The organism is Vibrio sp. 10N.239.311.G01, from assembly GCF_041465805.1.
Taxonomy (GTDB): Bacteria; Pseudomonadota; Gammaproteobacteria; order Enterobacterales; family Vibrionaceae; genus Vibrio; species Vibrio crassostreae_C.
Genome location: NZ_JBFSRM010000004.1, coordinates 235,418 through 258,538 on the forward strand (window position 1 = coordinate 235,418; position 23,121 = coordinate 258,538).

Below are 23,121 nucleotides of genomic sequence, written 5' to 3' on the forward strand. Positions count from 1 at the left end.
AAGAGCGGATACGGCTACCGCGATTCGAAGGGGGACAAGAGTAGAAATAAGGGATGAAGAGAGTTAAGAGCAGGAGTGGGGAAGAAGGCTTGAACCGCTTAAAACAGGTTATAAAAAATGCACTAACCCAAAGTGAATTAGTGCATTCGAAATATCTAAGCTTGGCTGCTTTTAATGCAGCAGATGCTAGCTAATTATGATGATGAAAGTACCTGCTAAGGTCATCAATATATTGGCTATCGCATAAGTACCCGCATAACCCAGAGCCGGAATCGTTGAGCGAGCGTGGTCATTTACGATGTCCATCGCTGGAGCGCAAGTTCGCGCGCCAATGATTGCACCGAACAACAAAGCTCGGTTCATCTTCAATACGTAAGCGCCAACCAAGTAAGCGAAGAATACTGGCAGCACACTCACTACTAGGGCAATACCTATTACCTGTGGGCCAACTTGGGTTAAGTGCTCAAATATCTTACCACCGGCGCTCAAGCCGATACCGACCATAAAGAACATCAAACCGAGGTCTTTGACCATGTTCAGAGCACCTTGAGGCACATAACCGAAAGTAGGGTGGTTCGCTCGTAGGAAACCAAGCATGATGCCCGATAGAAGCAGGCCAACCGCGTTACCTAGCCCAAACGATACCTGACCGAATGTCATGGTGATCAAACCAAACAAAATACCCAAAATGAAGAAGCTACAGAAGGCCATCAAATCCGCCATTTGGCTGTGGATTGAGATGAAACCAATTTTCTCAGCTAGGCCGTGCACTCGACTCTTTTCACCACTCACCTGTAGGACGTCACCTTTAGAAAGCACGATGTTTAAGTCCATCGGCATTTCAATCTGAGCACGTACTACGCGGTTAAGGAAACAGCCGTATTCAGACAGGTTTAAGTCTGATAGGCGCTTACCTGCGATACTGTCACTCTTAACGACGATCTCTTCTTCCACGATACGCAGATCGAGAAGGTTACGGTCGAAAACTTCTTTACCGTTACGGAAGCTTGGGTCTAGACGAGCGTGGCTATCTGGGAAACCAACCAATGCGATCTCATCGCCTTCTTGCAGAATTGCATCACCATCTGGATGGGCAAGAATACCATTACGTCGAATACGCTCGATGTAACAGCCTGTTTGGCGATAGATGCCCAGTTCACGCAGATTCTTACCGTCAGTCCAAGAGATGAGCTCTGGTCCCACTCGATAAGCACGAATAATGGGCAAGTAAACCTTACGCTGACCTGAAGCGCCTAACCCACGTTCTTGGGCGATTTGCTCTGCCGAGTCGTGTAGGTTCACTTTTTGAAGTTTTGGAATCAAGCGAGCAAACATAATCATACTGATTAAGCCAACCAAGTAAGCCATCGCGTAACCGACTGAAAGGTTTTCGATAATCAGGCTCAAGTCCATGTTTCTTGGTAATTCTGCAAGCCCAGAATTCAGAGCATCTTGAGCACCTACCAATATCGGCGTTGCTGTTAAGGCACCTGCCATCATGCCTGCAGATAAACCAAAGCCTAGGCCAAGGTAATGACTACTGAAATAGGTTAGGGCAATTGCGGTAGAAAGTACCACAAGGCTCAGAATGAGGTAGTGCTTACCGTCTCTGAAGAAGATACCGAAGAAGTTTGGTCCAGCTTCAATGCCAACACAGTAGATGAACAGCATGAAACCAATGGTGAGCGCATCTGCGTTAAAAGAAAAGCCAAGATGTCCCATGATAAGGGAAGTAATCAAAACACCGATTGAATTACCAAGTTGGAGGCTACCGAAACGAATTTTACCAATGGCTAATCCAATCGATAAAACAACAAAGATGAGGAGAATGGGGTTTTGTTCTAACAGAAAAACAACGTCGATATTCACGGTGGTCGCTCAATAATTGGCGTGGAACACAGGGTAAGTTTGAGAGGTGAATTGTATCTAAATATAAATAAATTATAAGCAATATTTTGTTAATTTACTTGATTTTGACCTTATTCTTATTCCGTATGAAAACTGGTCATAAAAAAGCCCGCTACAGTGAGCGGGCTTTCTATAAATCGTACAGTCTAACGCCTAAATGGGTCAGCTGTTTAAGGCTTTAGCCCTGATTCTCGTTTGAGAAATCCTAGCTTAGTCGAAAAGACCTAGGTTTTCTTTTGCGTATGCTTCAAATTCTGTGCAGCCGCCGATGTGGTCTTGGTCGATGAAGATTTGTGGAACTGTATCGACAGGTTTACCAACAGTCTTCTCTAGATCAGCTTTGCTGATACCTTCAGCGTGGATGTCAACGTAACGGTAGTTGAAGTCATCGCGTTTAGCTTTAAGAGTTTCAGCATGCTCTTTTGCACGAACACAGAATGGGCAAGCAGGGCGACCAAAAATAACTACAAACATTTAATTTCTCCTAAATACGGGATGAGGCTCGTTAACTCGATTATGTTAACTATTCTTTAGTGAATGCCACTCAAAATTTCATAAAACCAACTATGCCTCAATGCCATGGGGAAATAAAGATGGAATTACCTCTTAATACAATAGGTTTTGTCTATCAGAGCAAATAATGGTCACAAAAAGGATCCATGCTGATTTCTGATGGGTATTCAGATTGATTACCCTTAATTTAAGAGTGTGAATTACCCCTAAGAATACGACATTAATCCATCTTTAATGCGACAAGTTGCACCTCGTCAAAAAAAGCGCATACAGAACGAGGCATCTTAATACTGATGCACTATATAAAGGCTAAATTCCAATAACCAAGAGTTCGCAGTTTTGTTCGGTCATAGGCGCAGGAGGCACCATGTTTCAATTTATGACATCTACAAAGATCATCTTTGGTGATGGAGCACTTTCCGCTTCATTGTCTCTCTTTAATCAATATGGCTACAGCGTGCTATTGGTTACAGGCAATACATTAGAGCGCACTTCAATTGTTACTGACTATCTTGATGCGCAGAGTATGCGTTATCAGCACATTGCCGTTTCCGGTGAACCTAATATCAAAATGGTTGAAGAGGCGGCTATTTCTGCTCGTCGATTTAAGCCAGATATGGTTGTCGCCATGGGGGGCGGTAGCGCCATCGATATGGGCAAAGCGTTGGCTGCGGTTTTACCTAATCAAGGCAATTTATATGACTATGTTGAAGTGGTCGGGCGTAATGTTCCTCTTAAAACCAAACCACTTCCGTTTATCGCAATTCCAACCACAGCGAGTACCGGCGCCGAGGTCACTAAAAACGCGGTGCTGAAATCAGGCCAAGACCAAGTGAAAATCAGCCTGAGAAGCCCAGACATGCTGGCCGACGTTGCGATTGTCGACCCAACCCTAACTCATGGAACCAATCTATATCTATCTGGGCGAGGTGCGATGGATGCCTTTACTCATCTAATGGAAGCCTACGTGTGTGGTGAACCGAATCCGTTAACCGATATGATTTGTGAAGAAGGGCTGCGTAAGTTGAGTGGTTCTGTGGTTAAAGCGTGTGTTTATGATGAGCCTCAAGCGCGTTCTGATCTTGCTTTCGCTTCTATGCTCGGTGGTATGGCGATAACTAATGCCAAGCTTGGCGCAGCCCATGGTTTAGCCTCCGCACTAGGAGGTAAGATTTCTGCGCCTCATAGTGTGATTACCGCGCGTTTAGCGCCGTTTGTGATGTTGGAGAACATAGCCGTTGCAAAAGAGCAGCAAAGAAGCGACATCCTAGCGCGTTATCAGCGAATCGCTCAGATAGTAACAGGTAACGTAGAAGCAATAGAAGAGGAGGCAATTTCTTGGTTATCGGAAGTGCTTGATACGCTTAAGTTACCCAACTTGATGGAATTTGGTGTCTGTGAAGCCCAGTTTGATGAGGTGTCTGCCGACGCGCTCAAATCAGTGGCGATTAAAGGAAACCCTTTGCCGCTTAACCAAGAGAGGCTCGTGCATATTTTTAAGCAAGTATGCGAGAAGTGCAGTTGTAGAGAAGGGCATCATGAGGGAGCTTCAATGAATCAAATTGGGCAAGAGCCAGCTGTCGAGTCGAGCTTTACCATTATCAATTCTTATGCGTCCGAAAACAGCGTGGTTGAGAAGGGCAATAGTTGGACTATCTAACGGTCTTAAACTTGTTCGTTGTATAAGTCATTTTATACAGACAAATAAAAACGGAGCTCTAGGCTCCGTTTTTTTAATTCAACTTGTTCTCTGGTCATCTGTTTTCAGTTCATGACTAAGCAGATTAGAACTGAGAGTACTTCTCGTAACGTGAATCACGAAGTGACTCTTTGACGCGCTTTAGGTTCTCTCTGAAACCAGAACCACGACGTAGCGTAAAGCCTGTCGCTAGCACATCGATAACCGTCATCTGAACAACGCGACTTGCCATTGGCATGTAAACGTCAGTGTCTTCTGGAACATCCAGAGAAATAGACAACGAGCTCGCTTTATCCAGTGGAGAATCTTTTGCTGTGATAGCAATAACTGTCGCACCGTTTTCACGCGCTAAGTTTGCAATCTCAACTTGGCTTTTAGTGCGGCCAGTATGAGAGATAAGAACAATAACGTCGTTATCACTGCAGTTAATGCAGCTCATTCGTTGCATCACGATGTCTTCGAAACATGTGATTGGGATATTAAAACGAATAAACTTGTTTTGAGCATCTTTGGCGACAGCAGAAGAGGCACCCAGTCCGAAGAACGAAATGCGTTTTGCTTGAGTCAGCAAGTCAACAGCACGGTTTACTTGCATCGCGTCTAGACTGTTTTTAGCAACGTCTAGACAAGCCATAGTTGATTCGAAAATCTTATGCGTATAAGCATCTGGACCATCATCTTCTTCAACATTACGGTTCACGTAAGGTGTACCGTTTGCCAAGCTTTGAGCTAGGTGAAGTTTGAAGTCAGGGAAGCCCTTTGTGTCTAATCGACGACAGAAGCGGTTAACTGTAGGCTCACTCACGTCAGCCATTTTAGCTAAGGTAGCAATGCTAGAATGAATTGCAGTTTGAGGGGAAGCCATAATTACTTCGGCTACCTTGCGCTCAGACTTGCTGAAATTTTCCAGGTTTTTTTGTATTTTTTCTAATGTATTCATAGTGTTCACAAGGGTATAGAGAACAACTTGCTAGTTAATATCTTTTACCAGGGGGTATGGCTGAAGCAAATATCAGTAAACACAAAGCCGATGTATATTCGGTTTCGTAAATACTGCTGCGTCAAATAGATATCAAGCTAACTAGCACCATAGAGTCAGTATAAACCCAACATACTATTTACTAATACAAAAACAGGGCATGAATGCTTAAGAATATGACAAACCTCAACAAAATTTTAGAAAACTACAGAATTGGAAGAGAGTTTGAGCAAAAAGAATGCAAAATGGGTATGAACTGACAGCTTAGTTACATCAAAAAGAAAGAAATTTTCAATTTGATGCAACTAAAATTGAATGACTATGCGTTGATTTGCGTAACCAGTTTGTTGATTTTGCCCATCAAGTTTGGTGCTAGTTTAGAGATCTCACGCTGTTCTTCAAGCACTGACGAAAGAATGTCATTGCCTGTTAGTGGGTTTGCTAATACCACGCGGAAAACGATGATTGGCTGATGTACCCATGCTTCAGGGTTTAAGCGTGTACGTGACACGAAAGACTTACCTGTTTCACGCTGCTTCTTCTGAATAAACTTAGTCAGCTCATTGAGCAACTCATTCAGTTCGACACGATGTTCAGGCTCAGCTTTAAGCAGTGCCGCTTTGACTGACTCAGGGACATAGCGATAAGTCAGTAGGCAAAGCTCAGGTTCTGAAACCAGCTCGAAGTCGCTCTGATCTTTAATTAGGTCGGCAAAGTAGCGCGCTTTGTTGATGCTTTGGTCGATCAGCAGTTCATAACCTGGGCGGCTAATGATGTGCATTGCGGCGTAAACCAGCATTGCCATACCTGAACGAGAACCTTCTAACGTATGGCTGCCTAAATCTTTTGAGCCTTTACGAAGAATGTATTGAGCATGATGTTCAATCGCAGTCATCGCATCTGGCTTCTTAAACAGAACCATACCCGCACCCATAGGGATATAAAGCTGTTTATGCGCATCAATCGTGACTGAATCCGCCAGTTCAATACCATCAAGTAGGTGACGATGATTGTTAGACATCAGAGTCGCACCGCCCCAAGCTGCATCAACGTGGAAATGACAATCGGATTCGGCACACACCTCAGCAATGTCTCTTAGCGGGTCGATATTACCGGTTTCGGTTGTACCAGCCACACCAATGACGGCGAAAGGTTTGATCTTGTTCTGCTTGAGCTGCTCGATCTTGAGTCTTAAATCATCAGTACAAATACGGTTGTCGTTATCTGTTTTAACAGACACTAGACCTTCTTGACCAATACCAAGGACATCCGCGGCTTTTTTCAGAGAGTAGTGGCCACGTTCAGAGACTAAGATGGCAAGGCCTTCGTAGTCGTAGTGCTTCATGGCTTTAAACAGGCCTTCTTTTTCTACACCTTTGAACGAACCTTGCGCTTTTAGTGCGTTGTTACGTGCAACCCAGAGCGCTGTAATGTTCGCGATGGTACCGCCAGAACAAAACGCACCTAAAGAGTGGTTTGCGCTGTGCATCCAACGAGAATAAAACTGGTCACTATCTTGATAAATCAGGCGATGTAACATGCCCAGAACTTGACGTTCTAGGGGAGTGAAAGCTTTTGAGGTCTCGATTTTTACTAGATTCTGATTCAACGCAATCATGATTTTTGAAAGCGGCATCAGGAAGTACGGCAACGCAGAGGTCATATGGCCAATAAAACTTGGCGAAGACGTGTGAACCGAATGAGACACAAGAGAATCGAGGAGATGCTCAGTATGTTCAGAAACAAACTCAGGCTGCTCTGGGATATGAGCATTTGAAAAATCTTTCTCAATTTCACGTAGCGGCTTTTCTTCAGCCACAATATGTTCACGTAAGAATTGATTCAGGTTTCGTGAAAGTTTGTCTTCAATTTGAGTGAGTGTTGAATCTGGGCCTTCAGGTACCGTGAAGATACGTAGAAGACTGTCGAAGCTAACATCTGCTGTTTTTTGTTCCGTAACCATAGCAAGCGAGTTATTTTTCTAATATTGACGCGAGCGGGACAATCTAAACGAAAACGGGAACAATGTCCCGTCTTAATTATGAAATCCAACTTCTCAAAAAAGCATATTAAATGCGGGGTTATTTACACTTAATCGATTCAAGTTTACTGATCGACTGGTTGTAACGCTGCAGCGCTGAGTCGATTTGCTTAGGGTGACTAAGCAGCTCTGCAAAGGCAGAACGTAGTTCGTAGTTTTGAGCGTGAGGCGTTGATTGGCGGTCATCGAATGTTGTTTTCGCGATTTTACCAAGCTCATCATCACGTGTTGATAGCGTTTTAATGTCGTGTTGCTCAAGTTGCAACCAACCTTCTACAGGTTGCTCTGTTGCCACTTTGCTTGAGTCGTTTACTAAGTAGTAGTGAACCGCAGCACGGTTAAGCTCAAAGTGGTGCTTACGACCTTCTAGGAACCACTCACTCACTTCTGTTAGCTCTGGATATTGCTCAGAGGTTAATGCAGCAAGGTCGGCATACCAATTCAAAGAAGCGTCGATGTACGCATCATATTTTTTTGCTTGGCACTGGTTTGTCTCAGACATTGAATCTGCTGCAAAAGAGAAAGTAGAAGTTGAAGCTAGCAGTAATGCGACGCAAAGGCGTTTCATAGTGGTTCCTTTTGTAAGTTTATTCTTTTTATAACTTTGTCGTTACAGGTTACCGTGATCGTTATTTGTTGAGCAATGACACTTAGTGTCTTTTTATTTCGGTAACTGTATCGGTGTCTTGGGCATTGGTATTCGAGTTGCATTCTAATCTAAAACAAACGCTATTCCTGCGATCTAGTTAGCAAGAGATACAAAGAACAACATCAATATCGGAACAAGCAAGCTGAGGATAAAGCCACTGACGATAGCGATAGGCACACATCTAACGCCGCCTGTTGTTTGAATGACCGGTAAGGTGAAGTCCATCGCAGTCGCACCAGCATAACCAATGGAAGTGCATGGGTAGCTGCGAATTAGCACTGGAATCAGTACCAAGGCAACTAACTCTCTTAACAGCTCAAGCATGAAAGAAGCGCCACCATAGACAGGACCAAAGGCGTCACCCATTAAGATACCAGCCAGAGAGTACCAACCAAATCCAGAAGACATTGCCAAGGCTTTGAACAGAGGGATATCTAGGATGTAAGCCGCGATTACACCACCTAACATTGAGGTGATGATAATGGTGATTGCGATAACCATACCGTGCTTGTTGAGTAAGATCTGACGAAGTGTGAGTCCGCTATTACGCAGCTGAATGCCGATAAAGAATAGAAGAACAAACAGAATCCATTCGCTTGCGGTATCAACCCAATCAAGGCCAATAGGCAGCACTAAGCCAGCGATTAGCCCTGAACCTACCACTAAGATGAGTTTTGCAGATTCCATCGCCATAGAAGAGAGGGGAAGCTTCTTCTTGCTACTGTCGGTTTTGAGTGGCAATAACTTATCAATAGCGGGCAGTGCCATTAGGTTACATACGCTTAAGCAGACAAAGAAAGTGACGGTATATAGAAGGATTGTCTGCAGGTTACTGCCTAGGTTATCGAGGGCGGCTAAGCTTAGTCCCATTAACGCCAGAATCACGTAGATCAACCGCGATGTTGAGCGGTTGATAAATTCTAATGTCTGAGCGTTCGAAATTGCAAAAAGATACCCCACGACGAGTGGCGCAAATATAAAGATCATCCCTGTAAACATGCTTTCCCCATTGCATTTACTTCATATTACACTTACTTGTAATTTAACAGTGACTTAGAAGCCGCTAGTATTGATCACGTCGCTTAGCTTTGCATTAAAATCATGCTTGCTCAAGTTGCTTAATTTATAAAGCACCTCTGCACCTGTCACGTTAAGTTCAACTTCGTGATCATCGATGTTCTCATCCTTGTTTCTGAACATCAGCAGGTGGTTAGCGATTCGAGCGATATCTAAGTAAGAGACTTCACGCTGTTCGTGGTTATTGATGGTATTGCTGCACACATCAATAAAGTCGCTGTCGAAGCCCCAACGGTTAAGCACCAATTTACTGGTAGCAGAACATTGGCCTTGGAAGATTTGTAGAGCGATGTCGTGATCTAGGTAATTGCCATTTTCGAGGTAGAGGTGGTATTCGCTAACCAAACAGAACAAACCAATATCAGCCAGTAATCCAACAAGCAGCGATTTTTCATGCTCAAGGTAACGGTATTCAGTAGGGGAGAGCTCTTTGAAGCTGTTGGTAACAAGCACCATAGTAGCGCCCAGCTCTTTTGATACAGAAGCGCTCTGAACCAATACCTTATTACATTCTTTACTGAGGTTGACTGAGTGTTTGAGTTGCTCAATAGCCTGAGCCGTCACGATGTCACGTACTCTTAATATGCCAAGGCGCGACACCGCCGTCATAATATCAACACAAGTAATATTACGTCGGTTAAAGACGACAGAGTTAGCCACACGAATGACAATAGCAGCGAGGCCTGGGTCTTCGAGTAAGCACTCGGCAACGTCAGCAATCCCAGTTGATTCAAGGGTACAAAGCGATTGAATCTTCAGTACAACGTTAGGGATAGGAGGAAGTGTTATTTTTCCCGCTGAGATAGAATGTCCAACAAGTTGGGCAAACTCTGATTCTAGACCCTTTAAGAGAAGAGTCTTATTTTGAGGTAGCCAGAAAAACGATAAATGATTCATATAAAAAGTAAAAACAGGTCTGTCCTGCCATTTTACAAGCCACGATGCTGCGAGGCAATACTCACCCGTCTACATAACCTTTAATAATTTGAACCGGTGTATCACTAGGTGTCCAAATTCAAGCATGGTTTGATAGTTTACTGTGAAGTCAATCATGAAAAACCGGAATACTCAATTGATTGATGTGAACTAAGTCCAGACTTATTTTTCTTTTCGAAGTATCATTTATTTAAAGGTGGAAAACGAAACCATAATATTCACCTATAGAATAAAAAAATAGATTTAAAATTTTTCGCATAACAAGCTGCTTGTCTGGTGATCAACCTAATCGGGGTAATTTGATTAAGGATCAACGGATATGACCGAGACAGCATTTATTAATTACGTGAATCAATTTGGTGAGCATCAAAAACGTTCTATGTTCGGAGGTATTGGCCTCTTTCAAAATGACGCTATGTTCGCTTTATTGAGTGAAGGTTGTTTATTCATTAGAGGTGGAAAATCATTAGATAAAAAACTGACCGATCTTGATTGTGAAAAGTATCGTCATGTAAAGAAGCAGACAACAGCAACCGTAAACTATTACGACATTACGGATCTGTTTACCTGTGAACATCCTGAATTGGATAGTATTATTCGTACTTCAATCGATAATTCAATTCAGCAGCGTAGCTTCAAGAAGTCATCAGCTAGCCGTAGATTAAGAGATCTACCAAACATGCAGCTTACGTTAGAGCGCATGGTTAAAAAGGCGGGTGTGGATGATGTTTCAATGTTTATGCAGTTGGGCGCACCTGAAGTGTTTAATAAGGTTCGCGAAGCGTACGGAAACGATGTTGACCTAAAACTACTTTGGAAATTTGCGGGTGCAATTGATGGTATTCACTGGAAACTATTACAAGAGCCACGCAAGCAGCAATTACTAAAGAGCTGCCACTAAAGAAGTTTACCTTATATGCTTAAGATTACTGTTAATAAATAAAAACCGAGGAATGTCCTCGGTTTTTTTGTTTCTGTCTTAGCCGGATTTCTTAAAAGACTAAGTATCAAAAGGCTAAGTGCTCATAGAGAGCTTATTTGCTAGGGCTTGAGCTTTAAGTATTAGTACTTGAAGCGAGCAGTGAACATAAGTTGGTCACCGTAGAAGTCGTTAATACGAGCTTCAGCACCTAAAGAGAAAAGCTCTGTAGAGTGGAAACGCGCGTAAACAGAACCTGTCCAATCATCGTTGTCATCGATAGAAACGTAACCACCTTTACCACCAACTTCTAGTTGTGGACCAAGCCATTGGCGAACACCAATGTTGATTTCCATACCGATATCAGTAGAGCTTGAGTTCTCAGGTTGAACGATACGAGCTAGCATTTCACCTGTTAGGTCTGCCCAGTTGTTTAATGGAGCGTGGAAACCAAGACCTACAGCTGAGTCGTAATCGCTTTCAAATTCTGAATCGATACGTGCTATAGCGTGAGCGTTCGGGTGAATGGACTTACTGAACGCACCACCAAATGTTACTGGGCTAGCACCGATACGTGCTTCAAAGTAATCATAGTTAAAGTTGCTCATTACCTGTGGTTGTTCATCAACAGCTAGTGCTTGACCAGAAGCCAATAGCATAGCGGTAGTAAGTAGAATTTTGCGCATAACGACTGTAAACCTATATTAGTGTTAATTCCTTTGGTTTGAGACAAATCGGCAAACCATAAACATTGAGACAGTTTAATCTAACTCACGGAAAAGTAATCCTTTAAAATGTAAAACCTTACTCATTTAGTTAAAAAACAAGCAAATTAAGGATCAGTATGTAACGGAGATCTCATGTTTAGGGCGAATGAGAAAAATAGACGAGCGAATTATCCAAAATTTGTATACATTCGGAAGGTTTTTATATCGGATGACGCTATTCTCAGTATCCATTAACCAATCAGTGCTATTCACCAAAACTGGTGCGTTTATCCGCCATTGAAGTCAGTATGCGCTCGGTATCTAAGATGGAAGTCCAGTTTAGCAATTGCTTGTCGTTGGCAATGACATAGTCAGTCAATTGTTGAGTAATCGTGTCTCTCAGTTGATCGCCTTGCCAAGGTTTTGAAATATAGAAATCAAGTGCAGCGTTGTTAATGGCCGTGACGGTATCTTCCAGCCCAGCTTGCCCTGTGAGCAGCAGCTTACGTGTTGGTTTCGTCGCGTCGTGTTGATTGAGTTCGATCAGAAAATCGATGCCGGTCTTTTCTGGCATGATGTGGTCGCACAAGATTAACGCGAGCTTAATACCATCTTGTCCCATTTCTTTGATTACTTGCTTGGCTTCATCGACCGACTCTGCACCTTCAACCAGAAAGTTCTCTTCAAATATCGCCAAGTCCTGAAGGACACTATTGAGAACTTCAGGTTCATCATCGACACATAAAATTAGGTACTTATTCATGAGGTGCTCCTTCTTGTTTGAATGGAAGCCACACTTGCATGTTTGTATGGCTGCCTACCTCTGACTCCACCAAAATAAACCCTTGATGAGCCGAAACGATTTGTTGAGAAATGGATAACCCAATCCCTAAACCAAAGTTGCCTTCTTTTTTAGTCGTGAAATTTGGGTTGAAAATGGTGTTGATGTCTTCTTTGGCAATGCCGTGGCCAGTATCGGAGATTTGCACCACAAGAAACGCGTCGTCGCCTTTTGTCTGTTGAGAAGTGGTGATGGTCACTTTTCCTCGTTCAGATAGGGCATCGAGCGCATTGGAGATAAGGTTGGTCCACACTTGTTGCAGCGAGAGCGACTGGCACAATAAAGGCGGTAAGTCGGTATCGTAATGCTTTTCGAGTTGGTGGTGTTTAAGCCTGTTTTCGAAGATCACTAAGGTATCTTCAAGCCCTTCGTGGATATCTGTGTAGTGGCGAACTTCTTCATCTTCTCTAGCATAGCTTTTTAAGCTTTTGACCATATCGGCAATGCGTTTGCTACACACTTGAATGGAACGGATAGAATTTCCAACATAGTGGTAATGCTCTAAGTCGTTGAGTAATTCTTTGCCTGCGACAGGTGAGTCTTTCAGAGTCTCTAAAACCTTAGCATCTTGGCTTAAATTCAATCTAACCGCTTTTTTTGCTAAAGCACGGTCATTAATCGTCGACGTAAGATGCTTTACGAGCTGTCTTTCTTGGGCTGTTGATAGTGGCTTAGCTAACTTTGAATGTGCCAGTACGTCAGTCCCTTTATTGGACTCTGGAACGGATAGGTTTGCCAATATTTGGTCGAGATGGTCTGACAGAGTTTCGATGCTTCTTAATATGGCAGCAATCGGGTTATTCAGCTCATGTGCGACTCCCGCGACTAGCTGCCCGAGCATCGCCATTTTCTCTTTCTCGATCAGTTGTTGATGTGCAGACTCTAATGATTCTAGTGTCTGCTGCAGTTTGATCTTATTGGTGATGCTGCGTTGCAAACGTCGATTAAAATGACGGAGCAATAGATTGGTAAATAAAGGCAGCAGGGTATTGTTTGAATGCATCACCTGAGCAAAGCTATCTTTATCCAGTTTGATAACGCGAGTCTGCGTTAGGGTGATCGCCGTAGAAAACGAAGGCTCGCCTGTTACAAATGACATCCCGCCAACAATGTTCCCTTTGGAGTGACGTACCACTTCCCGCTGTTGCCCAAGTTCATCTTTCTTATAAAGAGCTGCTTCACCCTCAATGATCAGCCATAAAAAGCGATTGTCTTCGCCTTCCACAGTGAGTAGATGCTCGGGGGAATAGTCACGAATGGCCTTAGTTTTGTCATCTTTTGAAAACACATCTTGTAAGGCACTGACGACACGTTCTGCAAGGGCATTATCAGAAAGCTGGTGGTAGTCGTGAATGAAACCCGATTGGAAAGAGTGAATCTTTTGCTCAATGTGCGCTCTGAGTAAGCGTTGTTGATCCAATGCATCGCTGTAAGAGAGCAGGTTTTCTGAGTCGTATTGGATAACAAAAGAGGTCAGCTCTTTTTGCGCTGATTTGAACAGAACCTGATCTTGAACCGGTTTGGTTAAACAGTGGTTGAGCCTACCTTCATTCACAGCGGTTAAAATGGATTGAATGTCTGACGAAGCGCTGACTAATATCGTTCTTGCGGTATTACTATGGGGCAGCTGTTGAAGTTCAATCAGGAATTGCACGCCATTAAATTCAGAATGATGATGAGTGATCACCAAGGCAACGGTTTGGTTGTGATCATGAATATCTTCTAATGCGTGATGTGCGTCTTCTATGTTCTCGGCAGTATAAATATCGAATACAGAAGCCAACGGAGCCAGCTCCGAACGTATTCTTTCAATGCTAACCGGATTATTGTCCAAACAGATAACAGCGTATTGATTCACAGCTCAACCTTAATAGTAGCGACGTCTTTAGCCTAGCAAGAACCGCCGAATAAGGATGAGAGCTAGCCGTTAATTTATTGAGGCAATCGAAGTATCGAGCAATAGACTGATTTAACTCAATGTTTCTTGTTTGCTACTGATGGGTTAGACTAAAAAAAATAGACACGTGTAGAAAGAGAACTCATGGAACAGTTAAGAAAAATTGGTGCTATTGGCGGAGCAATCTCACTGGCACTTTGTTGGCCGCTAGCGGTTGGGCAAATTGGACAAAATGCGATTACCGATGGCGTTGCAAAGCTTAACAATTCAAGCATTCAAGCTGAGATCGTGGAATACGATAGAGGTTACTTGTCTTCCAACGTAACCACTCGTTTAACTGTGATGGATGAAAACCTGAAAGAGCAACTTGCGATTGATGGGTTGCCGAGTGAGTTTGTCATAAATAGTGCGGTTAGCCATGGTTTGGTGAGTCTAAATGCACTGTCGACGTTTGAGAATACCGATATTCTGCCTTTAACTCTGACCACTAGTACTGAGCTAAACGGCAACACTGACTTTAACTTTGAGTTAAGCCAGTTCAATCACCAAGGTTCTGATGAGAATGGGACTTCGGTCTCGATCACTAAATCGAATCTTTCTGGCCATGCGACTGTTTTAGGCCAAGTTGATTACGAGCTTTCAATCCCTTCAGTTCAAATTGATTTTGAAACCGGTGAAGAGGTAACGCTGTCTAATCTGAAAGGTGTGGGTTCAGGCCAACAAGCGAAAGGCTACTGGTTAGGTACTCAGAATTTTACTATCGATAGCTTCTTGGTTTCAGATTCTGCAATGCAGCCTTTCATGACCATTGAAAATTCTAAGTACGATTTTGAATCACATCTAGATGAAGCAACTAAGCGTCTGCGCAGCAACCTCAAGCTGGATATCGCAAACATCGAGACCAGTGAAGGCCAGTTGAACAACCTAAACGTCGATTTTGAAATGTCGAAGTTGGATAGCGAGTCGTTTGAGAAAATCTTTGAGATTTACCAATCTAATCCTGTGATGACGCAAGAAGACGTTGCAGAGATCATTCCATTTATCGATATCCTGTTTGCTAAAGGTTTCGACCTTTCAATGAACAACATGTCGTTAGAGTTAGGTAAGGGACAGTTCGAATCTAAGTGGTTGGTGAGCGTACCGGAAGGGACAGAAAACATCAGCAGCAACCCTTCGATGATCATGCCTGCATTAACGGGCAACGTTCACTCTAGCTTCTCAAATGAGCTTGTTGAAGAATACCCATTCATCCGTGAAGGTATCGATGAATTGCTTGTGATGGAAATGATCAAGGAAACAGACAGTGGTTATGAAATCAGCGCTGACTTAGAAAATGGAAACCTAGTGTTCGAAAATGGACAAGAAATTCCATTAATCGCTCTACTTATGCCGGTTTTTGTTCAATAAACAGAGCAGGCGTGAATACTGATAGGGTGATTTAGCAGGTTAAGCTTAAACATTTTATACGGTACAAAACAAAAGAGGTCTTAAGACCTCTTTTGTTGTTTTTATGTTGGGTAAAACATGGTATTACTTGCATAGTTATTATTTAGCAGGAGCAATCATCCCCATGGAACTTACATTAGATAACGTATTCAACTTCAGTGCTGGCCCAGCTGCACTGCCTAAACCGGTAATGAAACAAGCGCAAGCGGACTTTATTGATTGGAATGGTTTAGGGACTTCCGTGATGGAAATCAGCCATCGCAGCAAGGAATTTATTCAAGTTGCTGACGAGTCCGAACAGGACCTACGTGATCTTCTGAACATCCCAGACAACTACAAAGTTCTTTTCTGTCAGGGGGGCGCTCGTGCTCAATTCGCTGCTGTTCCTCTAAACCTTTTAGGTGATGCGACGAAAGCGACTTACATTGATGCGGGTTACTGGGCAGAAAGTGCAGTGACTGAAGCGAGCAAATATTGCGAAATCGATGTATTCAACGCGAAGACGTCAATTGATGGTAAAGCAGCGGTTGTTCCAGCTAAAGATTGGAAAATTGACCCGGAAGCTGCGTATGTACATTTCTGTCCGAATGAAACCATCGATGGTATTGAAATCAGCGAGCTTCCTCAAACGGATAAGCCAATCGTAGCGGATATGTCATCTAACATTCTGTCTCGTAAGATTGATGTGTCTCAGTACGGTGTTATCTACGCGGGCGCGCAAAAGAATATCGGCCCTGCGGGTATCTGCATTGCAATCGTACGTGATGATCTACTCGAACTCGCAAACGACGTGTTGCCGAGTATTCTGAACTACAAAGTACTTGCTGAAAAAGACTCAATGTTCAACACACCACCAACGTACGCTTGGTACCTATCAGGCCTTGTGTTCAAGTGGCTGAAAGCTCAAGGTGGCGTTGAAGCGATGGAGTTGGTGAACAAAGAGAAAGCAGCGCTGCTTTACGATGCAATCGATAGCTCAGCTTTCTACAAAAACGATGTTCACACTGCAAACCGTTCTAGAATGAACGTGCCGTTCCAACTGGCGAAACCTGAGTTAGATGGCAAGTTCCTAGAATTGGCTGATGCTGCAGGTCTGAAATCACTGAAAGGCCATAGAGCAGTAGGTGGAATGAGAGCTTCACTTTACAACGCAATGTCTCTGGAAGGCGTTCAAGCGCTGGTTAGCTTCATGAAAGATTTCGAAGAGAAATACGCTTAATCGATGATAGGGCTTTGACTGATAAATTGCTTATTTGATTTTTATTGTGTCGAATGCACCGAACGAGATAGATGCCGCTTTTGCGGCATTTTTTTTGTCGTTAATAATAAAGGGTATGGTATGTTGATTTATTGTAAGAACAGTCATCCAGAGATATGACGGATGTATCAGAATGAGCAGACCTTTCTCTTAAAGCGAGAGTATCAACTGTTATTTAGGCACTTTTTACTATATAACGTGTCGCCCAAAGCTAGGTCTCTAATCATGAGCAGTGAGCGATAAGCCGCATCGCCCGGTTTATTGATGGGCGATTAAAATCCAACGTCTAATTTTTACCACAAGGAACCAAGTGTGAGGTTATTGAGTCTATTTGCGATGCTATTTCCGGCCGTTGCTTGTTCGTCCACACTTGAAATATGGGCTGGTATTAATTATGAAACGGCCGATTATGTAAAAGAACATATCGAAGCGGTGACTGATCATCGTGTAGAAATTCGTTCGTTTGACGTCAACAGTATTCGTTCTGAACTGCTTGTTGCTGATCCTAGAGACAATACCTTTCCCGACGCCATCTGGGTTCCTTCTGACTTCTTAGGTCTAACTGAATATATCGATTTAGCGACGCTTCCTGATGCTTGGGTCGATACCCAACGCTATGAGAAAAAAGCGCTCGATGCAGTGGTCATCAACGGTGAGCTTAAGGCGTTACCGGTTGGTATTGGAAACCAAGTCGTTCTGTATTCGAGCAAGCCTCAAGCGCAAGTCGTGACATGGGAGAGCCTAATTGAACGCTCTGCTCAGTCCGATCAAGTGAGCGTGCTTTTTCCCAATCCAAACATGTACTTCTATCTAGCTTTCTATCAGCTTTTTTCTGAAGACTTATTATCGTCGAAGAATGTTAATGGTGAAGGGTTAGTTGCTATCTTTGATTTCATCGACATGTTGCAGCAGAAAAAAGTCATCGAATCATCGTGCAGCGATATTTGCGCGAGGCAGAGGTTCATCAATGGGGAAGTCGAGTTTTTGATTGACGGTGATTGGGCGTTCGGCGAACTCGATGCCGCCTTTGGTCGAGATTTGTACATCAATTCGTTGCCGACCTATCGTGGTGAAAGTATGTCTTCATTTAGTGGCGCAAAGGTTTTTGCTGTCACGGAAAAAGGCATGCAAAACCCAGATAAGAAATTGGCTTTGAAAGAAGTCGTTCAATACCTGCAATCAAACAGTTTCACCTATTTAGCTCACTCGAGTGCCATGGTTTCGCCGTTTTATGAGGTTAATCAACGCCGTGTTGAGGAAGGTAACCAGACACTTTCAAATATGTACGATGAGTTTCAAGCATCGCAAATGATGTCGAGTGACTACAAGATGGCGATCGTTTGGGAGGCATCGGCTCGGGCGTATCAGCGTTACAAGTCAGGGATGCCAAAGAGTGAACTGCATAAGTTTTACAATGATTTTGTTCAATATTACTCGGCGAATATGAGGGTAAGAGATTGAAGCTATCATTAAAATACACCATGGGCTTGGTGTTGCTGGCTTGCTCAATGCTTCCTGTTTACCTAGCGGGACAGTTGATTCTCAATAAACAAAACCAAAGTTCTTTAGAGCAAAAAGAAACCAAGCTGGACAACTCTACGACCGGTATTCGTCAAACCGTACAAGAGCAAATTAAGCTGACGGCGAGCCTAACTCAATGGTATTCGCATGACCGATCATTGATTAAAGCGGGTGGTAATATCTTTTTCTCGAGTGTTGTTTGGGACAAGATGGATAGCTTCAATGCGCTAGCGGAGAGTGTGTCCGCGACTTATATTCTGGACCAAAACTGGAAGCCCATTTATGACAGCAAAGGCAGCTTGTACCATTTTGAGCAGAGCCAGTTATTAGAAAGCTTGAAGCGTCCTCAATCGGTTTATGGGCAAGGGAAATTGTTCCACACCGAGTTTACCGAAACTGAAGTGGCGGATAATGCCGCTGCAGGTATCGCTTTTGTCGCGCCGATTTTACCTTATCGTTTGATAGAAGGTTCTACATACACGCCGCAGGGTTATCTTGTGGTTCTTATGGGGTATGACAGACTTAAGACTAAAGTGACGCCTTTCCTTTATCAAAATGAGTCGGTTGAGTTTAACTATATTGATTCAACGGATGCTCAATCTTCTGAACAAAGTGCGAACATTATCTCTATCGACAGCACATTCTTTACCGACAAATTGGTACTGAACGTCAAACATCATATTTCCGACAGTGAGCGTTTATTAGAGATGCAACAAGCTCAGGTGGTCTTTGTCAGAATATTGGTGGCGACGCTTGCCATCTCGATTGTGTTTGCTCTGTTCCTAAGCCGCTGGTTCTCAGGGCAGTTAAACTTGTTGGCTGAATCTGTTACGTCGTATTCGCATAACCAGTCACCGACTCATAGTGTGGATGAACATCGTTTTACAGAGTTCGTCACGCTGAGTCGTTTATTGGAAACCATGTGGGGTCGTATACAATGCCAAGTCCGTGAACTGACCGAAAGCAACGATAAACTCGAAAGGTTTAATGTTCTGCTAGAGGACTTAGTTGAAGAGAAAACCAGCAAGTTAACGTATTCGCTCGCGCGTGAAGAATCCCAGAAGCATCGTCTTTTGAAGATCGTTCAGTTTGCATCATCAAGACACGCGGCTGAATATCGGTTGATTCCTCAAATGGTCGATCAAGAGTTAAAGACATTACTTGTTCAACATTCGATTCAGTTTAATTTTAACCGGACTGGCGAGGCTGACCTGATACTCTGTGACTCACAGGGGACGGCGATCGGGTATTTTTGTTCAAGTTCATTTGATGTCCTCAGTGAAGAAGATCTTCTGATTTTTGACATGTACCAAAAACAGTTAGCTGGTTGGCTAGAGCTCGAAAATATTACACGGATTAACATGCCGACTGGCTGTTTGAATCGTAAAGCTTTTAATGAAGATCTCGAATTCAGTAAACGCAGCATTAACGACAATCAAAATCAGATTTCTTTGATCATTATTGATATCAATGGCTTGAAAACGACCAATGATGTTCATGGGCATGAGATCGGGGATGAGCTGATACAGCGCTGCGTAGACGTAATCAGCCACGAATTGACACCTGCCAGTAATCTATACCGTTTGGGTGGAGATGAATTTGCGGTGCTTACCTTAACGTCTGGTGAGTCGAGTTCGCTCAATGTCGCAAAGATGACTGAGCAGTTGTACATTGCTCAGGAGCAACAGGCAATCGAGACTAAAGCGGGTATCTCTATTCCTGTCAGATTCTCGATTGGTGCAGCCTCTAGTAATTCAACAGACGTTGAGCAATTGTTCTCAGTCGCTGATGAGAATATGTATCAGCAAAAGCGTCTTTATTACCAAACGTTGTCTGTGGTTGGGAAGTAATAATGCCAATCACGCTGACAAATAGCGATCACGATTTTCGACGTCCATTAGAGCGGAACTGCTGCGGTGTGACGTTATAATATGTTTAAACGCTTATGGGAAATGCGCTTAGTCGGGCCAACCGTTGCTTAAACACAGACGATAAAAATGAAAAAGCCCACCAATGGAAAGTTGATGGGCTTTGTGTTTGTATTTAGCTTACGTAACTCAGCTAGAGCCAGAAACTCTTCAGAGGCATCTCAGAGTCAAAGTGATGAGCAATTTGCGCTTGGAGTAGCTCAGCGGTCGCAATAGCGTCAGTTAATGCATGATGCGGCGTGTAGTCGGGCAGATGGTATCGACGACGACTCTGACCCAGTCTCACTGAAGCTGGCTTCTTACCTTTCAGCTTATTCCACAAGCCGCCAGCCAGTTTATTTTGGATCTGAGATTCAATCTCCAGCGTGTCGAGGACTGGGAACTCAATGCCTTCACCGAGTCGCACTTTCAATGCATTGTCCAAAAAGTCACGTTCGATACGACGATAGTGAACCACAGGGATATGCCCCGCCATTGATTCTAAGATCTCGCCCAACACTTCGCTAAGGTCTGGCGCATCAATGATGTCATTGTGAGTGATGCCATGAATCACGACAGACTCTTCTTCTAACTTCTGTTTTGGTCTCAGCGTCCAGTGTTTGGCTTGTCGCAAGTAGATGCGATTGAGCGTAAATGGCACTAAACCAATGGTAATGATGCCGTCTTTGTTTGGGTTTAACCCCGTCGTTTCAAAGTCGACAGCCAAGAACATCACTTCTGAAAGTGGCGTATCAGGCGCAGGAAGAGGCTGGCTGTAAAAGTACTTTAAGCGCTCGTCTCTCGCTCGTTCTAGCTTCTGAGCAAACTTAAATGGCCAATCGACCGCAGGTGATCTGAATAGTTTGTTCATAGGCCCTACTTAAACTTGTTGCTGGCTTGATAACGGAACTTAAGGAAGTTTTGTGCATTACTTAATATTTGGAATGCATCCTTTAGGTTACGTCGTTCGAAGTCAGACAGGTTCTCTGGCTCGATGTTGTTATCGGGCTCGATGTTGTTGTCGACATCGTGTGCTTGGTGGCGAATACGAACCAGAGAGATAAACTCCATCGCATCTTTCAAATCTTGAGCTCGGCCTTTCGGCAGAATACCAGCGTCGATAATGTCATCTAAACGTTCGAACGAGTTTTTAGAACGAGAGGCTACCGCCAGTGAGTGAACACGAATCAAATCGGCCAGTGGCGCAGTACCACGACGCTTAAGATTGATTGAGTTGTTGTGGCGGCCATCTTTCTCCATCACGAAATCTTTGAAGAAGCCGAGTGGCGGTGTGCGGTTAAGAGCATTACGTGCAAGACACGCCAAGAAGCGGTTGTTCTTACGTGCGCGTCGAACAATAAAGCTATTCAATTGCTCAGCCCATTTCAGGCGACCATAAACGCCATCTAAGTCGAAGAAGATTGAAGCATTCAACAGGGCTTTCGGGTTTGGATCATCAATCCAATCGGCAAAGCACTCTTCCCATTGGCGGCGAGTCATACGCCACGTTGGGTTAGTCGCCATGATGTCGCCAGTACAGTACACATAGCCACACTGATCTAAGCCATCACAAATGAAGGTCGATAGCTCCTCAAAGTATTTACCGTGCTTTTTCTCGTCGTAGGTATCATCAAGAATAATTGCGTTATCTTGGTCTGTAACCAGCAACTGCTCATCACGCCCCATAGAGCCGAGTGCGAGGAAACAGTAAGGAATAGGCGCCTTGCCCAATTTCTCTTCGCCCAGTTCGATAATTCGCTGCTTAAAGCTACGACCAATTACCGACATTGCAGTACCCACCATGTGGGCATTGGCATCTTCGTTAACTAAGCGTACAAAGCTGTCTTTCACTTGCTCGGAAAGCACCTTCAGATCTTCGATACTTTGTTGCTGGAAGATACTACTTACCAATAACAGCGAGTTTTGAGACTCATAACGAACAATATCGGTCGCTTCGATAATACCAATCGGCTTCTTATCTTTAAGTACTGGTAAATGATGCACGTTATAGCGAAGCATGGTCATCATAGCTTCGTATACATAAGCATTATGGTCGAGTGAGATAACCTCGGGTGTCATTACGCTGGATACTTCATCCGAAGGATCGAGACCTTCGGCGAGGACACGCGTACATAAATCTCGGTCGGTGATGATACCAATCACGGGTGTTGAGTCATCTTCATCATCTTCAACGATATCTGGATCGATGATCAGCAAAGAGGAAACATTATCTTGCGCCATCATGGTTGCAGCTTGCTGAATCGTGCGCGTTTTTTCGATCATTGGCGCTTCGCTGGTCAGCAGCGTTTTAACCTTGGATGTTGTTAGGTCGTTAGCGTCGTTGCTGTCTGAGTTGGCTTGGCGCAGTCGCGCGTTATCTTCTACTTCTACGAAATCGGCAAAGGAGTCGTAGTTGTCGTAGAGCTCTTGGAAGATAGGCTCAGGAATACAGTAGAGTAGGGTGTCTTCAGTCGCTTTAACTGGAAAACGCACCTTGTTGTTGGTCAGTAGGCCCATTTGACCGAACAAGTGGCCTTCATCAAGGCGGTTATAGAGTTCGCCTTTACGACGATAGACTTCGACTTCGCCACTTCGAACGATGTATAAGTCATGTATTTGATCACCAAAGTGAATGATAGGGGTATCTTGGCGGTAATAAGAAATTTCCACGCTACTGGTCACTTTCGCCAACATCTCCTCAGGGAGTTCTGTGAAAGGGGGGTATTGTGCCAGAAAGTTTTGAATCTCTAATAACTCAGCATCCATAATGATCATCCATTGGTTTGTATGATTTCATGGTACAACATTTGATAATATTTTGCC

General features: G+C 43.6%; 18 protein-coding genes. 6 read left to right on the forward strand and 12 right to left on the reverse strand.

The genetic code is table 11. The features are described from left to right. Positions 1-186: 186 nt before the first annotated feature. The gene (locus AB6D06_RS05160; RefSeq protein ID WP_017060395.1) at positions 187-1,869 is read right to left on the reverse strand and encodes an aspartate:alanine antiporter; all 1,683 of its coding nucleotides are present in this window, start codon (positions 1,867-1,869) and stop codon (positions 187-189) included. A 249-nt stretch (positions 1,870-2,118) separates the two neighbouring features. Then, a complete protein-coding gene (locus AB6D06_RS05165) occupies positions 2,119-2,382 on the reverse strand; it encodes a GrxA family glutaredoxin (protein WP_009847069.1) in 264 nt (87 codons plus the stop codon). 406 nt (positions 2,383-2,788) lie between these two features. Between AB6D06_RS05165 and AB6D06_RS05170 the strand changes: the two genes are divergently transcribed. After that, positions 2,789-4,081, forward strand: a complete 1,293-nt coding sequence (locus tag AB6D06_RS05170) for an iron-containing alcohol dehydrogenase (protein WP_372109990.1) — start codon at positions 2,789-2,791, stop codon at positions 4,079-4,081. Positions 4,082-4,205: 124 nt separating this feature from the next. Here AB6D06_RS05170 and AB6D06_RS05175 read toward each other — a convergent pair whose 3' ends face one another. The 5 genes from AB6D06_RS05175 to AB6D06_RS05195 all read right to left on the reverse strand — a co-directional run bounded on the left by AB6D06_RS05175 (position 4,206) and on the right by AB6D06_RS05195 (position 9,763). Beyond that, positions 4,206-5,060 carry a MurR/RpiR family transcriptional regulator gene (locus AB6D06_RS05175; protein WP_004734686.1) on the reverse strand — a complete coding sequence of 285 codons (855 nt, stop codon included), beginning with the start codon at positions 5,058-5,060 and terminating at the stop codon, positions 4,206-4,208. A gap of 358 nt (positions 5,061-5,418) precedes the next feature. Then, on the reverse strand, positions 5,419-7,062 hold the full coding sequence (gene panP, locus AB6D06_RS05180) for a pyridoxal-dependent aspartate 1-decarboxylase PanP (protein ID WP_017060397.1): 1,644 nt from the start codon (positions 7,060-7,062) through the stop codon (positions 5,419-5,421). Positions 7,063-7,180: 118 nt separating this feature from the next. Continuing rightward, entirely contained in the window at positions 7,181-7,708 is a 528-nt protein-coding gene (locus AB6D06_RS05185) for a hypothetical protein (RefSeq protein ID WP_372109991.1), read from the reverse strand. Between the two features lie 174 nt (positions 7,709-7,882). Continuing rightward, positions 7,883-8,788, reverse strand: a complete 906-nt coding sequence (locus AB6D06_RS05190) for a lysine exporter LysO family protein (protein WP_017071961.1) — start codon at positions 8,786-8,788, stop codon at positions 7,883-7,885. Between the two features lie 54 nt (positions 8,789-8,842). Further along, positions 8,843-9,763 carry an HDOD domain-containing protein gene (locus tag AB6D06_RS05195; protein WP_017066065.1) on the reverse strand — a complete coding sequence of 307 codons (921 nt, stop codon included), beginning with the start codon at positions 9,761-9,763 and terminating at the stop codon, positions 8,843-8,845. A gap of 358 nt (positions 9,764-10,121) precedes the next feature. Between AB6D06_RS05195 and AB6D06_RS05200 the strand changes: the two genes are divergently transcribed. After that, positions 10,122-10,703 (forward strand): TfoX/Sxy family DNA transformation protein, encoded by a 582-nt coding sequence (locus tag AB6D06_RS05200; RefSeq protein ID WP_017060401.1) that lies wholly within the window; start codon positions 10,122-10,124, stop codon positions 10,701-10,703. 161 nt (positions 10,704-10,864) lie between these two features. Here AB6D06_RS05200 and AB6D06_RS05205 read toward each other — a convergent pair whose 3' ends face one another. The 3 genes from AB6D06_RS05205 to AB6D06_RS05215 all read right to left on the reverse strand — a co-directional run bounded on the left by AB6D06_RS05205 (position 10,865) and on the right by AB6D06_RS05215 (position 14,127). Next, entirely contained in the window at positions 10,865-11,407 is a 543-nt protein-coding gene (locus AB6D06_RS05205; RefSeq protein ID WP_017065409.1) for a hypothetical protein, read from the reverse strand. Positions 11,408-11,693: 286 nt separating this feature from the next. After that, positions 11,694-12,191 carry a response regulator gene (locus tag AB6D06_RS05210; protein ID WP_017071960.1) on the reverse strand — a complete coding sequence of 166 codons (498 nt, stop codon included), beginning with the start codon at positions 12,189-12,191 and terminating at the stop codon, positions 11,694-11,696. Then, positions 12,184-14,127, reverse strand: coding sequence for an ATP-binding protein (locus AB6D06_RS05215; protein ID WP_372109992.1), 1,944 nt, complete (start codon positions 14,125-14,127; stop codon positions 12,184-12,186). The genes AB6D06_RS05210 and AB6D06_RS05215 overlap by 8 nt, the downstream gene beginning before the upstream one ends. Positions 14,128-14,310: 183 nt before the next feature. Between AB6D06_RS05215 and AB6D06_RS05220 the strand changes: the two genes are divergently transcribed. The 4 genes from AB6D06_RS05220 to AB6D06_RS05235 all read left to right on the forward strand — a co-directional run bounded on the left by AB6D06_RS05220 (position 14,311) and on the right by AB6D06_RS05235 (position 20,241). Beyond that, a complete protein-coding gene (locus AB6D06_RS05220; protein WP_017066064.1) occupies positions 14,311-15,573 on the forward strand; it encodes a DUF945 family protein in 1,263 nt (420 codons plus the stop codon). A 163-nt stretch (positions 15,574-15,736) separates the two neighbouring features. After that, positions 15,737-16,831 (forward strand): 3-phosphoserine/phosphohydroxythreonine transaminase, encoded by a 1,095-nt coding sequence (gene serC / locus AB6D06_RS05225; protein WP_017065411.1) that lies wholly within the window; start codon positions 15,737-15,739, stop codon positions 16,829-16,831. 351 nt (positions 16,832-17,182) lie between these two features. Next, positions 17,183-18,331 (forward strand): extracellular solute-binding protein, encoded by a 1,149-nt coding sequence (locus AB6D06_RS05230; RefSeq protein WP_372109993.1) that lies wholly within the window; start codon positions 17,183-17,185, stop codon positions 18,329-18,331. Positions 18,332-18,351: 20 nt separating this feature from the next. Beyond that, positions 18,352-20,241 (forward strand): diguanylate cyclase, encoded by a 1,890-nt coding sequence (locus tag AB6D06_RS05235; RefSeq protein ID WP_372109996.1) that lies wholly within the window; start codon positions 18,352-18,354, stop codon positions 20,239-20,241. A gap of 211 nt (positions 20,242-20,452) precedes the next feature. Here the strand turns inward: AB6D06_RS05235 and AB6D06_RS05240 are convergent, their stop codons facing one another. Both AB6D06_RS05240 and AB6D06_RS05245 read right to left on the reverse strand, forming a co-directional pair. Continuing rightward, positions 20,453-21,169 (reverse strand): 3'-5' exonuclease, encoded by a 717-nt coding sequence (locus AB6D06_RS05240; protein WP_372052352.1) that lies wholly within the window; start codon positions 21,167-21,169, stop codon positions 20,453-20,455. Positions 21,170-21,174: 5 nt separating this feature from the next. Further along, the gene (locus tag AB6D06_RS05245; RefSeq protein WP_048609207.1) at positions 21,175-23,064 is read right to left on the reverse strand and encodes a DUF294 nucleotidyltransferase-like domain-containing protein; all 1,890 of its coding nucleotides are present in this window, start codon (positions 23,062-23,064) and stop codon (positions 21,175-21,177) included. Between the last annotated feature and the right edge of the window lie 57 nt (positions 23,065-23,121).